Origin of the sequence: Pseudomonas sp. MD330_10, from assembly GCF_042610415.1 — a bacterium.
GTDB lineage: Bacteria > Pseudomonadota > Gammaproteobacteria > Pseudomonadales > Pseudomonadaceae > Aquipseudomonas > Aquipseudomonas rhodesiae.
In genome coordinates, this window is sequence record NZ_JBHGZU010000002.1 from 128,498 (window position 1) to 143,057 (window position 14,560).

16 protein-coding genes are annotated in these 14,560 nt (G+C 59.1%); 10 read left to right on the plus strand and 6 right to left on the minus strand.

Going from position 1 to position 14,560, the window contains the following annotated elements:
* Positions 1 to 46: 46 nt before the first annotated feature.
* The 3 genes from ACFZPT_RS03680 (at position 47) to ACFZPT_RS03690 (ending at position 2,965) form a co-directional block, all read left to right on the plus strand.
* Positions 47 to 463, plus strand: a complete 417-nt coding sequence (locus tag ACFZPT_RS03680; protein WP_379554970.1) for a hypothetical protein — start codon at positions 47 to 49, stop codon at positions 461 to 463.
* Positions 456 to 2,132, plus strand: a complete 1,677-nt coding sequence (locus tag ACFZPT_RS03685; RefSeq protein ID WP_379554971.1) for a DNA cytosine methyltransferase — start codon at positions 456 to 458, stop codon at positions 2,130 to 2,132. The genes ACFZPT_RS03680 and ACFZPT_RS03685 overlap by 8 nt, the downstream gene beginning before the upstream one ends.
* Positions 2,133 to 2,689: 557 nt before the next feature.
* Complete coding sequence (locus tag ACFZPT_RS03690) at positions 2,690 to 2,965, plus strand: pyocin activator PrtN family protein (protein WP_096143616.1); 276 nt, start codon at positions 2,690 to 2,692, stop codon at positions 2,963 to 2,965.
* Here ACFZPT_RS03690 and ACFZPT_RS03695 read toward each other — a convergent pair.
* Positions 2,940 to 4,091: a tyrosine-type recombinase/integrase gene (locus tag ACFZPT_RS03695; RefSeq protein WP_379554984.1), complete on the minus strand. Its 1,152-nt coding sequence runs from the start codon at positions 4,089 to 4,091 to the stop codon at positions 2,940 to 2,942. The genes ACFZPT_RS03690 and ACFZPT_RS03695 overlap by 26 nt on opposite strands.
* 103 nt (positions 4,092 to 4,194) lie before the next feature.
* Here ACFZPT_RS03695 and dusA point away from each other — a divergent pair, with 103 nt between their 5' ends.
* Together dusA and tal are read left to right on the plus strand one after the other, a co-directional pair.
* The gene (gene dusA, locus ACFZPT_RS03700) at positions 4,195 to 5,205 is read left to right on the plus strand and encodes a tRNA dihydrouridine(20/20a) synthase DusA (protein ID WP_379554972.1); all 1,011 of its coding nucleotides are present in this window, start codon (positions 4,195 to 4,197) and stop codon (positions 5,203 to 5,205) included.
* A 275-nt stretch (positions 5,206 to 5,480) separates the two neighbouring features.
* Complete coding sequence (gene tal, locus ACFZPT_RS03705) at positions 5,481 to 6,407, plus strand: transaldolase (RefSeq protein WP_034096500.1); 927 nt, start codon at positions 5,481 to 5,483, stop codon at positions 6,405 to 6,407.
* Positions 6,408 to 6,568: 161 nt separating this feature from the next.
* Here the strand turns inward: tal and rssC are convergent, their stop codons facing one another.
* A complete protein-coding gene (rssC, locus tag ACFZPT_RS03710) occupies positions 6,569 to 7,051 on the minus strand; it encodes an anti-sigma factor antagonist RssC (RefSeq protein WP_003172602.1) in 483 nt (160 codons plus the stop codon).
* Positions 7,051 to 8,232, minus strand: a complete 1,182-nt coding sequence (gene rssB / locus ACFZPT_RS03715; RefSeq protein ID WP_034096499.1) for a two-component system response regulator RssB — start codon at positions 8,230 to 8,232, stop codon at positions 7,051 to 7,053. Before rssB ends, rssC begins: the two co-directional genes overlap by 1 nt.
* A gap of 277 nt (positions 8,233 to 8,509) precedes the next feature.
* Here rssB and ACFZPT_RS03720 point away from each other — a divergent pair, with 277 nt between their 5' ends.
* Complete coding sequence (locus tag ACFZPT_RS03720) at positions 8,510 to 8,806, plus strand: PilZ domain-containing protein (protein ID WP_047882761.1); 297 nt, start codon at positions 8,510 to 8,512, stop codon at positions 8,804 to 8,806.
* 62 nt (positions 8,807 to 8,868) lie between these two features.
* On the opposite strand, the gene ACFZPT_RS03725 is transcribed toward ACFZPT_RS03720, so the two are convergent.
* The gene (locus ACFZPT_RS03725; protein WP_034096497.1) at positions 8,869 to 9,558 is read right to left on the minus strand and encodes a VacJ family lipoprotein; all 690 of its coding nucleotides are present in this window, start codon (positions 9,556 to 9,558) and stop codon (positions 8,869 to 8,871) included.
* A gap of 196 nt (positions 9,559 to 9,754) precedes the next feature.
* Between ACFZPT_RS03725 and ACFZPT_RS03730 the strand changes: the two genes are divergently transcribed.
* Both ACFZPT_RS03730 and ACFZPT_RS03735 read left to right on the plus strand, forming a co-directional pair.
* Positions 9,755 to 10,363 (plus strand): hypothetical protein, encoded by a 609-nt coding sequence (locus tag ACFZPT_RS03730; protein WP_034096496.1) that lies wholly within the window; start codon positions 9,755 to 9,757, stop codon positions 10,361 to 10,363.
* Positions 10,364 to 10,473: 110 nt separating this feature from the next.
* On the plus strand, positions 10,474 to 10,740 hold the full coding sequence (locus tag ACFZPT_RS03735; RefSeq protein ID WP_034096495.1) for a DUF4404 family protein: 267 nt from the start codon (positions 10,474 to 10,476) through the stop codon (positions 10,738 to 10,740).
* Between the two features lie 136 nt (positions 10,741 to 10,876).
* On the opposite strand, the gene queF is transcribed toward ACFZPT_RS03735, so the two are convergent.
* Together queF and ACFZPT_RS03745 are read right to left on the minus strand one after the other, a co-directional pair.
* On the minus strand, positions 10,877 to 11,707 hold the full coding sequence (gene queF / locus ACFZPT_RS03740) for an NADPH-dependent 7-cyano-7-deazaguanine reductase QueF (RefSeq protein WP_040267650.1): 831 nt from the start codon (positions 11,705 to 11,707) through the stop codon (positions 10,877 to 10,879).
* 68 nt (positions 11,708 to 11,775) lie between these two features.
* Positions 11,776 to 12,294 (minus strand): plastocyanin/azurin family copper-binding protein, encoded by a 519-nt coding sequence (locus ACFZPT_RS03745; RefSeq protein ID WP_099312549.1) that lies wholly within the window; start codon positions 12,292 to 12,294, stop codon positions 11,776 to 11,778.
* A 156-nt stretch (positions 12,295 to 12,450) separates the two neighbouring features.
* Between ACFZPT_RS03745 and ACFZPT_RS03750 the strand changes: the two genes are divergently transcribed.
* Together ACFZPT_RS03750 and ACFZPT_RS03755 are read left to right on the plus strand one after the other, a co-directional pair.
* Positions 12,451 to 13,131, plus strand: a complete 681-nt coding sequence (locus ACFZPT_RS03750; protein WP_034096492.1) for a heavy metal response regulator transcription factor — start codon at positions 12,451 to 12,453, stop codon at positions 13,129 to 13,131.
* Positions 13,128 to 14,483 carry a heavy metal sensor histidine kinase gene (locus ACFZPT_RS03755; RefSeq protein WP_034096491.1) on the plus strand — a complete coding sequence of 452 codons (1,356 nt, stop codon included), beginning with the start codon at positions 13,128 to 13,130 and terminating at the stop codon, positions 14,481 to 14,483. Before ACFZPT_RS03750 ends, ACFZPT_RS03755 begins: the two co-directional genes overlap by 4 nt.
* Positions 14,484 to 14,560 lie beyond the last annotated feature (77 nt).

A 14,560-nucleotide genomic window follows, 5' to 3' on the forward strand; every position in this document is an offset into this window, starting at 1 on the left:
ATACCGGGGAGCTGCAACTCCCCCACCGTCTCAAAGGAGAAGCACCATGCAAACCCAGCACCCAGCCACTGACAGCACACAGGCTCCCACTGACAATTGGTCAATCGACGACATCGTGTCTAGCGCAATGGCCCGCCTCGACAAAGCTGAACCCCCAGCCCTACATATCGTTTACGTCGACATCAATCGGGCGGACTACCGCTCCACGAAACTGTTCGAGATTGAGCAGCAACTCAAAGCCAACGGGCGTAGCGTTGCGACGGTTCCGTACGGTGCGATGAAATATTGTGAGCTGGTGAATCTGCTCATGTGTGCGTCAAAACTGAATCTCGTAGTGCTCAGTGACGATTACGGGCCAGAAAGAGCGCAACAGCTCAAACGGATCAAACGCAACCTGCGTAATAGCCCCAACCTGAAACACAGCGTCACCGTCTTCGCATTGCGGGAGGTGCAACATGCATAAGCGTGTTTTTAAGCACTTTCACTTCTGCTGCGGCCTCGGCGGCGGCGCCAAAGGGTTCAACAACGCCAAGCCCGTGGTGGGCAACATGCAAGCGGAATGGCAATGCATTGGCGGCATTGACGTTGACCCGGCCGGGTTGCGTGACTTCCAACGGCTGTCTGGTGTTTCTGGCACGCTGATGGACCTGTTCACCCTCAGCATGTACACCGCGTTTCACGGCAAGCCACCACCGCCTGGCTGGGTTGAGGCTGGCCCCGACGATGTACGCAAGGCTGCCGGCTACCAGCGTCCTGACGCGGTGTTTATCTCCAGCCCGTGCAAAGGCGCCTCGGGTTTGCTGTCCGAAACCATGAGCCTGACCCCGAAGTACCAGGCCCTCAACGAATTGACGCTGCGCTGCGTGTGGTTGATGTGCGAAGCCTGGAAGGATGACCCGGTATCGTTGATTGTTTTCGAGAACGTACCGCGCCTAGCCACCCGCGGCCGACATCTGCTGGACCAGATCAACAAGCTGTTGAACCACTACGGTTATGCAGTTGCAGAAACCACGCACGACTGTGGCGTCATTGGCGGCCTGGCCCAGAGCCGCAAGCGTTTCTTGCTGGTGGCCAGGCACATCGAAAAGGTGCCGCCCTTCCTGTATGAGCCAGAGAAAAAGTCGCTCAAGTCTGTGGGTTCGATCCTGGGCCGCATGCCAATGGCTGGTGATGTTGCCGCCGCTGGACCAATGCACCGGGTGCCGGCGCTGCAATGGAAAACGTGGGTTCGCCTCGCCCTTGTCGAAGCTGGAAAGGACTGGCGCTGCCTGAATGATTTAGCGATCGAGGACGGTTACCTGCGCGACCTGGTCATTGTTCCCCAGTTCCGGGATGGCTTCCTTGGTGTTCACGATTGGAGCGAAACCGCCGGTACCGTCGCCGCACGCAGCGGCCCAACCAACGGCAAGTTTTCGGTAGCGGATCCACGAGCCAGGGCCGGCGCCCTGCAATACCAGCAGTACGGCGTCCGCCGTTGGGATGAGACGAGCGGTGCAGTGATCGGCGTCAAGTCACCCGGGCAAGGGACATTCAGCGTTGCTGACCCCCGCGACCCTGGCATTGGGCACGCCAAGTACAACGTGGCCCAGTGGGACGGCACCTCGCGGACGGTAATTTCTGGAAGCACCACCGGCCAGGGCGCTTTCGCTGTTCAAGACCCACGCCCAGGCATGAAGCGCACCAAGGGCGATGCCTACCTAACCGGCGGCCATTACGGCGTTGTGGGTTGGAGCGACCAGTGCGGCGCGGTTTCAGCCAGTGCCCGCCAGGACAATGGGCGGTGGTCCGTCGCTGACCCACGCATGCCGGAAGCCAACGAGCGGCTGACCTGCGTTATCGAAAGCCTCGACGGCACCTGGCACCGGCCATTCACCACGCTGGAGCTGGCCGCGCTGCAAAGTCTGGTTGATCCTGAGGAGTGGTTTGAACTGGACGGCCTGAGTGATCAGGCATGGCGAGAGCGGATCGGGAACGCAGTTCCACCGGCAGCTGCCGAAGCAATCGCCCATGTGATGGGCATCACCCTGTTGCTGGCCGGGGCCGGCGAAACTTTCATGCTCAACAGCATGCCGGTGTGGGTGCAGCCGGTAGCGATTGCCCTGAGCGTGGCACAGCGGGAGGTAGCGCTATGACCGCCCTTCTCCTGCTGTACCTGTGCTCAGACGCAACCCGCACAGATTGCCAGGTGTTGCCGGCTCAACTCTGGCAGGGACCAGATGCATACGAGCAATGCATCGGTGCAGTGCCAGGCCTGACCGAGGCCCTGACGGCGCCCAACCGTAATCGACACCGATTTGTGTGCGAGGTCCAGTCGGACAGCGAGCAAAGCGTTAGGCAACAAGCCAAGCCGGCGTTCATTCATCAATCGTTTCGGATGTGAGGGGATAGCAATGACACATAAATGCTACCGGCGTGACCCAGCTGTTAACGCCATCACCGACCTTGTGACTGATGAACAGATGCTGGGGACATTCCAGGGTACCAACTTCGGGCACAACGACTACCGTGGCCTATTGGCCCAGGGGTGCATTAAAGCACTGGCCGGCTGGCACCAGGGGCACACGCTTACCACAATTCTGCAAGAGCTTCGCTTGATCAACTGGAACAAGCAGTCGGGAAAAATCAAGGTTACCGCCAAAGGTCGCCACTACATTTGGCTCGCCTTCAAAGGCCGTCCGGGAGTTTAGATATGAATACAGCCTTCATTCTTATGGCCCAATACGACGGCCAAGCGATTATCTCGCTGGAGTTGGTGTGTCGGGATTACTTCACACATCTGACACCGGACATGTTCCAGCGCAAGGTGATGAGTGGTCAGATCAAGCTGCCAATTACCCGCCTGGAGCCGAGCCAGAAGTCTGCCAAGGGCGTCCACATCACCGACCTGGCCGTCTACCTCGACCTGCAGCGCGCCGCCGCGGTTAAAGAGCACAACCAACTCAACGGGTTAAAACCCGCCGTTTGAGCCACTTCATTGATGCGGCGCCCAGTTGGACGGGCGCCCTCAATATCTTTTCATGCCACTCCCACCCCACATATCGGTCACCCTTGCCACGCAGGTGGGTGTATCGCCGCATAGAGTTCCAATCCCGGTGCCCGGAAACACTCGCGACCCGCGGAATGTCCCAATCCATTTCAAACAGACGACTGACACCTTCATGCCGAAGGTCGTGAAAGTGCAGATCTGCAATTTCCAGGAATTTGCAGGCTTTCGCCCAGGACGTCGAGATTGATTCAGGGCTGTAGGGGAATATGTCGTCGCCAGCTTTTGGCATTGTCTGGAGGATCTGCCACGCCTCGTCCGGCAGGAAACACCAAACATCGTTGCCAATCTTCTGGCCGGGGTTCTTCATATCGCGCACCAGCACCCGCTGACCAGGCTCGTCGACGTCCGCCCAGCGAATACGGGTTATTTCATCCAGGCGGCGTGTGGAAAACAGGGCAAACCCCACGACTTTCAACATATTGATGGCGGTCGGGCGCCTGGCCTGCATGGCCTGGTAGTGCGTCAGCACCTTTCCCAACTCGTCCAAGGTCGGCCGGCGGTCACGCTCCCGGCTTTTCAGGTTGTAACCCAGCTTGCGCAGCACACGCCTGGCACCGCCCATGGCGAGCGGATCGACCTGGTAGCCCCAAGCATCTTTGGCGATGGCCAGGACAGCGCCGAGGTGCGCCAAGTCGTTGCCGGCGGTTTGTGGCTGAACCCCGCCACCCTCTCGGCTCATTCGCCAGAGTGCGAAGTCGACCAGGCATTGGGTGGTAACGTCGGTATCGTTCAGTTTGCCGATATCCATCTTACCGATGGCTTCGAGCGTGGCCTTCTTGGTTTTGCCCAACGGCCGGGCCTTTTCCACTTCCCGCAGGTACTGCTCGATCATTTCTTTGACGGTGACGCCCTGCCGACTCGCCCGCTCGATAGCACCAGGCTGGTCCAGCTCCGATTCGCGCTTGCGCGTCCACGCCTGGGCTGCCTGTTTCCGGGCGAATGTCTGGCTCTCTTGGTAGACTTGCACTCCGTCGCGCTTGATGCGGATCTGAGCCGTATAGCTCACAGTCCCATCCGCCAGTTTTCTTGCCCTGATAGTCGCCATATCGAAAGTGGTACGCGTCAATTTTGAGGTGGTACATCGTACCACCGAGCCCTGAAAAACGCCTGAAAACGCCCTAAAACACGCCAAGAACACGTTGAGTAAAATGCTAGATAAACAGAGCTTTAGCCCAGCAAAATCAAGCCCCGCACTGTCTCGGTGCTTTAGCGTTGCACCTATGATGGATTGGACCGACCGCCACTGCCGGTTCTTCCTACGCCTGCTCTCCAAGCACGCCCTGCTCTACACCGAGATGGTCACCACCGGTGCGATCCTGCATGGCGATCACGAGCGCTTCCTGCGCCACAACGAAGCCGAGCACCCGCTGGCGCTTCAACTGGGCGGCAGTGTTCCCGCCGATTTGGCGGCCTGTGCGCGCATGGCCGAGGCGGCTGGTTACGATGAGGTGAATCTGAACGTCGGCTGCCCCAGCGACCGTGTGCAGAACAATATGATCGGCGCGATCCTGATGGCGCATCCGGCGCTGGTGGCCGATTGTGTGAAGGCGATGCGTGATGCAGTGTCGATTCCGGTGACGGTCAAGCATCGCATCGGTATCAACGGCCGCGACAGCTATGCCCAGTTGTGTGATTTCGTCGGGACCGTGAACGAGGCAGGCTGCACCAGTTTTACGGTGCATGCGCGGATTGCGATTCTTGAAGGCTTGTCGCCGAAGGAAAACCGCGACATTCCACCGTTACGCTATGACGTGGCGGCGCAGTTGAAGCAGGATTTTCCGGCGTTGGAGATCGTGCTCAATGGTGGGATCAAGACGCTTGAGCAGTGCCAGGAGCATTTGCAGACGTTCGATGGGGTGATGCTCGGACGTGAGGCATATCACAATCCCTATCTGCTCGCGGAGGTGGATCAGCAGTTGTTTGGCAGCGAGGTGCCGGTGATTAGTCGTGCCCAGGCGCTAGCGCAGTTGCGCCCCTATATTGCTGAGCATCTGGCGAGTGGTGGGACGATGCATCACATTACTCGGCATGTGCTGGGCTTGGGCACCGGTTTCCCTGGGGCACGCAAGTTCAGGCAGTTGTTGTCGGTGGATATTCATAAGGCGGCGGATCCGCTGGCGTTGCTGGATCAGGCTGGGGCTCTGCTGGAAGGGCGTTGATGGGATTGCTTGCAGGGGGCAGCCAAGCGTGGATTGGCTGGCGCTGCTATAGGGGGCAAGCCCCCTCCCACATTTTGACCTGGTTTCGTCAGCAGGTATTCGGGCAGTTGGGTTGAACCTGCGAGCGCTTTTGTCCTCCTATTGATCACCACGGCCGGTAATTCAAACGGCTGTTTTCAGGTTGTTGCCCTCGCAAACGATCGAACGCATTTGCGCCCTTGAGCGCTTGTTGGCGCTCGGGTAATGTCATCAGACCCATAGGACAGAGCACGCCCATGACTTCCAAGCTGGAACAACTCAAGCAGTTCACCACCGTCGTAGCCGATACCGGCGATTTTTCCACGCTCGCCAAGCTCAAGCCGCAGGATGCCACCACCAACCCTTCCCTGCTGCTCAAGGCCGCATCGATTCCAGGCTATGCCAAGCTGTTGGATGAATGTGTGCAGGACTGCAACGGCGACGTAGGCCTGGCCAGCGACCGGTTTGCGGTGGCGGTGGGTCAAGAGATTCTCAAAGTGGTACCGGGCCGTATTTCCACCGAGGTGGACGCCCGTTTGTCGTTCGACGAAGGCGCGATACTCAAGCGTGCGCACCGTCTGATCGACCTGTACGAAAAAGCCGGCGTTGGCCGTGACCGTGTGCTGATCAAAATCGCCTCCACCTGGGAAGGCATTCGCGCTGCGGAAAAGCTGGAAAAAGAAGGCATCCAGACCAACCTGACGCTGCTGTTCTCCTTCGCTCAGGCTGTGGCCTGTGCCGAAGCCGGTGTGTTCCTGATTTCGCCGTTCGTGGGCCGCATCTACGACTGGTACAAGAAAGCCAATGGCAATGACTACACCGGCGCCGACGATCCAGGTGTGCAGTCGGTGACGCGCATCTACAACTACTACAAGGCCAATGGCTACAAAACCGTGGTCATGGGCGCGAGCTTCCGCAATCTGAGCCAGATCGAAGAACTGGCCGGCTGTGATCGCCTGACCATCAGCCCGGACTTGTTGGAAAAGTTGGCGGCGGATGAAGGCAAGTTGGAGCGTAAGTTGTCGCCAGGCCATGCGGGCGAGGCGCGCGTGCATATGACTGAAGCGCAGTTCCGTTGGGAGTCCAACGAGGATGCGATGGCAACCGAGAAACTGGCCGAAGGTATTCGCCAGTTTGCGCGGGACCAGGAGAAGCTGGAGGCGCTGCTGTCCGCTAAGCTGTAAACGGCGGAGGCGACAAAAAGGGCGGTACCTGTGAGGGTACCGCCTTTTTTTGTGTCGATGTCTCAGGCCGATGTCATTTCAACAGTGGAAGATACATTGATTGGCACTGCGTTATCGGGGGCAAGCCCCCTCCCACAATGGGGCGAATGTTAGGCAGAGGCTCAGTGGCGCTCTAGGGCGTTGACCAGATCGTGGAAGGCTTCGCGATTGGATTCGTTGAGACCCATCAGGATCTTGTGCGCCTCCAGCACCTTGACCCGCACCACTTCCTCGGACTGGTCCTGAGAGGGCAGGTCAGTCAGGCATTCCGGGCAAGGTATCGGGCGATCGACGATGTTGAACACCTGATCGAAGCCCATGGATTGCAATAGACGGGTGATGTCCTCGTGGGTCGTCACCACCGTCGGCAACAGGCCGACCTTCTGGCGCGACAGAATGGACAGCTTGGCCAGCAGCCCCAGCGTGGTGCTATCGATACTGCGGGTTTCGGTCAGATCGATCACGATCGCCGAGAAATTCAGCGCAGTGAAGATCCGCTCAATCGTCGCATCCAGCGCCGAACACAAGGTCAGGCGCACTTCACCGACAAACTTCAGGACAAACGTCCCGTCTTGCTCGGCGAATTGGATTCTTCCGGTACTCATCAAAGATTCCTGCTCAACACCAGTAGGGCGATATCATCCGGCATCTCCCCCAGCGTGGCCAATCCAAAAACCTGCCGCAAGCCATCCAGGCTGCCGCCCGCCGACTTGACCCGTTGGGGCAAGGCAGCTTCTTTCTCTTTGAGTGTAGGCTCTGGAAGAAGATCCAAAATGCCGTCGGACATCAGCGTAAGACTGAACGTCGGCGGCAGTTCCAGAATATGGTCTTCGTAGGTGGCTTCATTGAACAAGCCTACGGGCAGGCCACGGCCTTCCAGGTAACGCACACTGTCGGGAGTGTATAAAACAGGCATCGGCAGGTGACCGCCGATACTGTAGGTCAAAAGACCAGTTTCTTCGTCAATTACGCCGCCGACCATCGTCACATGCTTGCCCAGCTTGCAGCTGATCAGGCCTCGATTGATGTGGCCCAGTACCTGTGACGGAGTGAACTCCGGCAAGGTGCCATTGCGTTTGGATTCAAACAACAGTCGTGTGGTCATGAACTTCAACAGCACGGTCACAAAGGCGGATGAAGCACCGTGGCCGGACACGTCCGCCAGGTAGAACGCAACGCGGCGCTCATCGACGCGGAAATAGTCGACAAAATCTCCCGACAGGTACAGCGACGGGATGATCTGGTGGGCAAACCGGAACTCATCGATCGTCCACGGGCTTACCGGCAGCATGTTCATCTGTACCTGACGACCGGCGTTCTGGTCTTCCTGCAGCAGATTCAGGCTGGCTTCCAGCTCGCGGTTGGCGGTTTCGAGCTTTTCACGGTAGCGCTGGTTTTCCAGCAGCAGACGCGCACGGTCCAAGGCACGGCGTACCGAGTGCTCCAGCACCGCCAGGTCTTCCAGGGGTTTGATCAGGTAATCGGCGGCGCCCAAGCGCAAGGCTTCGACGGCATCATTCATCACGCCAGCGCCGGACACCACAATCACCGGCGTCTGCGGCGCCAGCTCGGTGACTTGGCGAATCAGCTCAAGGCCACCCATCTGGGGCATGCGCAGGTCGCAGATCACGAGGTCGGGCTTATCGCGCTCGAACACCTGGAGACCCTGTTGGCCATTACTGGCCTGCAGGACGCTGAAGCCACTGTCTTCCAAATAGGCCGCGAGGCTCGCGCGCACTACTTCGTCGTCATCGATTATCAGCAGCGTGGCACTGGTTTTTTGCATGTGGGCAAACGGCGCCAGAATTAGGTTGGCGTAGGCGGCGCGGCAATGGCCGGGCTCATACTACTGGATTCGCTTTCTAGCCTCTCTGTCCTACAAAGCATAGGCCTTTGGCCCACGCACAACTGTAAAGCAGAGGTGCCCTTCTAAGGCGCAGACGGTACTCCCATCCGCCAGGTGTTTCAAGCTCATGCCGATGGTCGCCGGGCGTCTTTACACCGCAAATCACCGGGAGTTATAAGAACAACCAAGACCACAACACAAAGTAAGGATGAAACCGATGAGCGACCGAGAGCGCGACTACGCCGAAAAACGCGATTTCATCCGCATGCGGGTGGATACCAATGTGTCTTTGATCCACGCAGGCCAGGAAATTGAAGGTGTTTGCCTGGACCTTTCCAGCTCCGGTATGCAGGTGCAGGCGCCTCGTCAATTCAGCGTCGGTGACCTGCTGAGCGTGCGCATTGACTCCGAGCACGCAGCACTCAAGGGTCTTGAAGCCGATACCGAGGTGGTTTGGATCAACGCGCAAGACGAGCAACAGAAACTGGGGCTCAAAATCTTGAAAATGAGCTGAAAAGCGCGCACAAAAAAGGCGACCCTATAGAGGTCGCCTTTTTCATTTCAATATGTCACAGCTTAAAAGTCGTCAACCACCTTGCCATCTCGAACCTTGAACTCGCGGTTCTGCAGGTAAGCATTGCGGATGAAGGTGTACTTGTCACCGGTGATCAGCTTCTCGCTGTCGAGCAAGCTGGCACGGGTGTCGATGATGTTCAGGCCCATGGTGCTGTTGCGCCAGTCGATATCGTTCATATAGCGATACGGCTGGGTGTAGCTATCGACATACTTGGACGGTGCATCACGCAGCGTACTAGGCCCCAACAGCGGCAGCATCACGTACGGACCGCTGCCCACGCCCCAGTAACCCAAGGTTTGGCCGAAGTCTTCGTCACTGCGTTGCAGCCCCATTTTGGTGCCGACATCAATAAAACCCAGCACGCCAAATGTGGTGTTGACCAGCAAACGGGCCGTATCCACACCTGCGTTATGGGGCTTGAGTTGCAGCACGTTGTTGGCCAGGTTGCCGACATCGCCGATGTTGCGGAAGAAGTTATGGATGCCGTCTTCGACAAATTGCGGGGTGATCCACTGATAGCCTTGAGCCAAAGGCTTGAGGGCGTAGGTATCAACCGTGTCGTTGAATGTGAAGATCGGGCGGTTGATGCTTTCCCATGGATCGTCTTCCGATGCAGCCTGTACGGCGAACGGCGCCAGCATCACAGTGGCACACACCGACAGCTGAGCGAAATAATGGCTCCAGCGCATAGCTTTAGCTCCTTGAATGGTCTGTCATGGGCGCTATGCCCTGAATAAGGCCGTTAGTATATGACGGAAGTATCCAATTAGGCAGCCGCTAGGAAACGACATACGCAAAATGGACAAAATTCCTACAATTAAATAAAGCTGTCATCGCCTTGTCATCCCGTCTCGATAGCGTTTGAGCTATTTCAGGGACGTCGACATGCCACACGCCGAAATTGCCAACGCCAGCGCTCCTACCCTGACTGCCGTGTTGTTCGGCCTGAGTGGCTGCCTGGTGGACTTTGGTTCCCAGGCGCGCACCGATTCATCGTCGCCACACTCCCAAGCCACCCCAGGCGCTCTGAACGTCCTACGCAGCCTGAAGGAACAAGGCGTGCCGTGCGCCTGGTTGGATGAGCTGCCTCCTACCGTGACCACGCCATTGGCAGCCGTACTGCCGCGCTGGCTCAAGGCCGCGACGCCCTCCCCGATCCGCTGGCCGGCGCCCCATGCCTGCTGGCAAGCCTTGATGGAGTTGAATATCGAGCGCTTGGAAGGCTGCGTACTGGTCAGCGGCGAGCCGCGCCTGTTGCAGTCAGGCTTGAATGCCGGACTGTGGACCATCGGCCTGGCCTCCTGCGGCTCGCTGTGCGGCCTGGCGCCCGAGCAATGGCAAGCGCTCAGCGAACAGGAACGCGAGTACAAGCGCGGTAAAGCCACCGTGGCGTTGTATGGGCTGGGCGTGCACTCGGTGATCGATCACCTCGGCGAACTCGGCACCTGCCTGGCGGACATCAGCCTGCGCCAACTCAAAGGCGAGAAGCCCTGATCGAGATCATGCACAGTCGCCGCCAGTGAATTAATCTACGAGTAAGTCCGTAGACCTTTCCCGGCGTGCCGCGGTCTATGCCAGTGCCTATCGATAAAAGGAAGAATGTGATGCCTGATCGCGAGAAGTTAAAACAGCAGGCCGATATTGTGAGCAAACAACTGGAAGAGCATCCAGATTTGCCCCTCGAAAAGCGCCAAGCACTGGAAAAACTGGTTGCCGATTTGAATTTTCAACTTCAAATGGAACCGGGCGCCCAGTCACCCAGCATTGCCGACGATTTCAACAAAGCGGCGATCGAGTTTGAATCCAGTCATCCCGGGCTGGCTGGAGCGTTTCGCAATATAGTCACTACCCTGGGCAGCATGGGCATCTAACCCGAGCCCAAGCCGAACCCAAAACCAAGTGTGGGAGCTGGCTTGCCTGCGATACCGACGTATCAGTCACTGGATAAATGACTGAAAGATCGCAATCGCAGGCAAGCCAGCTCCCACAGTATTTTTGGATAAAGGCTTACTGACGCGCGAGCCTCATGTTTAAGAACTGGGTATTCTCGGTGCTTCGATATGGGTTGATGTCCAACCCACCCCGCCGCACATACCGTGCATACACCGTTAGCTTCTCCGGCTTCAGCAAACGCTGCACATCCAGGAAAATCCGCTCCACGCACTGCTCATGGAAGTCCGAGTGCTGGCGGAAGCTCACCAGGTATTCCAGCAAACTGGCGTGATCCAGCGCCGCCCCCCGGTACTCCACCACCACGCTGCCCCAGTCCGGCTGACTGGTGACCGGGCAATTGGACTTGAGCAAATGGCTATGCACGCTCTCCTCGACGATGCGCGATGCATCGCAGCGCAGCAGCTCTGGGCGCGGATGCTCGTAACTGCTGACCTTGATATCCAGATCGTCGATGCATACACCCGGCAGCGCCTGTACGCCTTCGGCTTCAACATCGGCCAGGCTGCGGATGCGCACGCCCACCGGTTTGCCGGCCGCCGCGCTGAGGTCGGTGCGCAGGGTCGCTTCCAGGCTCTGGCTGTCGGCAAAAGCACTCTGGTTCAACGAGTTGAGGTACAGCTTGAAAGACTTGGATTCGATGATGTTCGGCGAATCGGCGGGGATGCTGAATTCACCGATGGCCACCACCGGTTTGCCCGATGGCAACAGCCACGACAGCTCGAAGCAGTTCCAGAAATCCACGCCTTGGTACGGCAGGGTTTCGGCGCTCAGGCCCAGCTCGGCCCACTTGGCGGCGCGGGGAATCGGGAACAGCAACGACGGAGTGTAAGTGGAGATGTATTCACTGGACTTGCCCAGCGGCGAATGTTCGGCTGCGGGATGCATGGCGGAAACCTGGCTAAATAAACCGCGCCAGTCTAACAGCCTTGCCCCCGCCTTTGCGCCTCAGCCGCTCACTGGCTGACGTTGACCTTACCCACCATGCCGGCCTGATAGTGGCCCGGTAGGTTACACGCGAACTCCAGGCCAGTGGCTTGCTTGAAGGTCCACGTCAGTTCAGCCGTCTTGCCCGGCTCCACCAGCACGCTGTTGGGATCGTCATGTTTCATCATCCCACCGTGCCCCATGGCGCTGTGGTCCATTTTTCCCATGCCGGTGGCGGTGAGCATGCCGCTGGCCTGCATCTGCAACATTTCCTTCTGGTGCTGTGCATGCATCGCCGCGTCGCCCAGGTTGAATTCGTGCAGCAGGTTGCCTTTGTTGACCAGTACGAAACGCACCGTCTCACCGGCCTTTACATCGATGGATACTGGCGAGTAGGCAATGTCCTGCATCGTCACTTCCACGGTACGCGTGGCTTTGTCGGCCGGCGCCGGCTGGCCGAACGCATAGGTGGAAGCACCATCGGCCAGCGCATTGAAGCTCAACGCCAACAGGCAGCCCGCCAATAGCAGGGGTGTACGCAATGCCATCGCTATTCTCCAAAAAAATGTAATCCGCTTGAGACACACTCTAAGATGGCGCCGCTGCCAGCCAGCTGACTGCTAGATTACAACTTTGTCAGGTTGCGCCTTTGCCCTGGCGCCCACGGTATAAAGCCCTTCGTTACTCGTTGCCTAGAGCCGCCCATGAAACTGCTGATCGTCGAAGACCAACCGAAAACCGGCCACTACCTGCGCCAGGGCCTGGCCGAGGCAGGTTTCACCACCGAATTGGCGATCGATGGTACTACCGGGCAGCACCTGGCATTGTCCGGTGACTACGACCTGTTGATCCTCGACGTCATGCTGCCGGACCGCGACGGCTGGCAAATCCTGCAAGCGGTGCGTGCCGCCGGCCTGGAAGTGCCGGTACTGTTCCTCACCGCGCGTGACGCCGTGGAAGACCGCGTGCATGGCCTGGAACTGGGCGCCGATGATTATTTGGTCAAACCGTTCGCCTTCTCCGAACTGCTGGCCCGCGTGCGCAGCCTGTTACGACGCGGTAGCAGCACGCCCCAGGAGACTGCGCTGCAGTTGGCCGACCTGCGCCTGGACCTGATCCGCCGCCGCGTCGAACGCGACGGCCAACGTATCGACCTCACGGCCAAGGAATTCTCCCTGCTCGAATTGCTGCTGCGGCGCCAGGGCGAAGTGCTGCCCAAGTCGCTGATTGCCTCCCAGGTGTGGGACATGAATTTCGACAGCGATACCAACATCATCGAAGTGGCGATCCGCCGTCTGCGCCTGAAAGTCGATGACAACTTCCCCAATAAACTGATCCACACCGTGCGCGGCATGGGCTATGTGCTGGAGGAGCGAAGCAATTGATCCGACGCCTGTCCCTGGCCAGTCGCCTGGCGCTGTTGTTTGCCGCCTGTACTGCGGTGGTCTCGTTGTTGGCCGGCGTGCTGTTCAATCGAGCCAGCGAGGCGCATTTCCTGGAGTTGGACCAGCAACTGCTAGACAGCAAACTGATTGCGCTACGCGGCACCCTGCAAGGCGTCGATTCCCCGCAGGCGTTCGCCCAACACCAAGCCCCTTTACAGGCCGAACTCAGCCGCCAACCGGACCTGGCGCTGCGCATCACGGCCGCCGGCCAGCGCTGGTTTGACAGCACAGCGAACCTGACCCTGCCGGAATCGCCCGGCCTGCATAGCCTGCGACTGGCCGGCACGGACTATCGGGTGCTCAACACACCGCTGATTGTGGGCCAGGCCGATTCGCCGCAACTGAGCCTGCTGCTGGATATCACCCACCATCAGCATTTCCTGCAACGCATGCAACAGTTGATCTGGCTTACCGTCGGCCTCTCGGCACTGGCCACCGCCCTGCTCGGCGCCTGGGCTGCGCGCAGCGGGTTGCGGCCTCTGCGGCGCATGGGCGAAGTCGCGGCCAGTGTGTCGGCCAACTCCCTTACCCAACGCCTGCCCCAGCAACATATGCCCGCCGAACTGGCGGAACTGGCCCAGGCCTTCAATGCCATGCTCGGTCGCCTGGATGACGCATTCCAGCGCCTCTCGGCGTTCTCCGCCGACATCGCCCATGAACTGCGCACGCCGCTGTCGAACCTGCTGACCCACACCCAGGTCATCCTCACCCAGCCGCGCCCGCTGGAAGATTATCGCGAGGCGCTGCACAGCAACCTGGAAGAACTGCAATGGATGGCGCAGTTGGTCAACGACATGTTGTACCTGGCCAAGGCCGACCATGGGTTGCTCACGCCCAAGCGCGAGCCCCTGGCGCTGGCGGATGAAGTGGAGGCGCTGCTGGAGTTTTTTGCGCTGCTGGCCGAAGACGCCAATGTGCGCCTGGTGCGTGAGGGCGCTGCCCAAACGCGCGGCGATCGCGGCATGTTGCGCCGGGCGTTGTCGAACCTGCTGGACAACGCGCTGCGCTTCACCCCGGCCGGGGGCGAAGTGCGGGTGACGATGCTTGAGGATGCGCACGGGGTGAGGTTGGCGGTGGAAAACACTGGCGATGGCATCCCGGCGCCGTTACTGCCGAGGTTGTTCGACCGCTTCTACCGGGCAGATCCAGCGCGGCGCGAAGGCAGCAGCGAGCATGCCGGCTTGGGCTTGGCGATTACCCAGTCGATCGTGCGAGCCCATGGGGGGCGGATTTTTTGTGAATCCGCGGCTGGAGTGACAAGGTTTGTGATTGAGTTGCCCAGGGTAAATTGATGCAAGACGGGCCGGCTCTATCGGAGGCAAGCCCCCTCCCACACCTTGAACGCCGTTCTTATGTGGGAGGGGGCTTG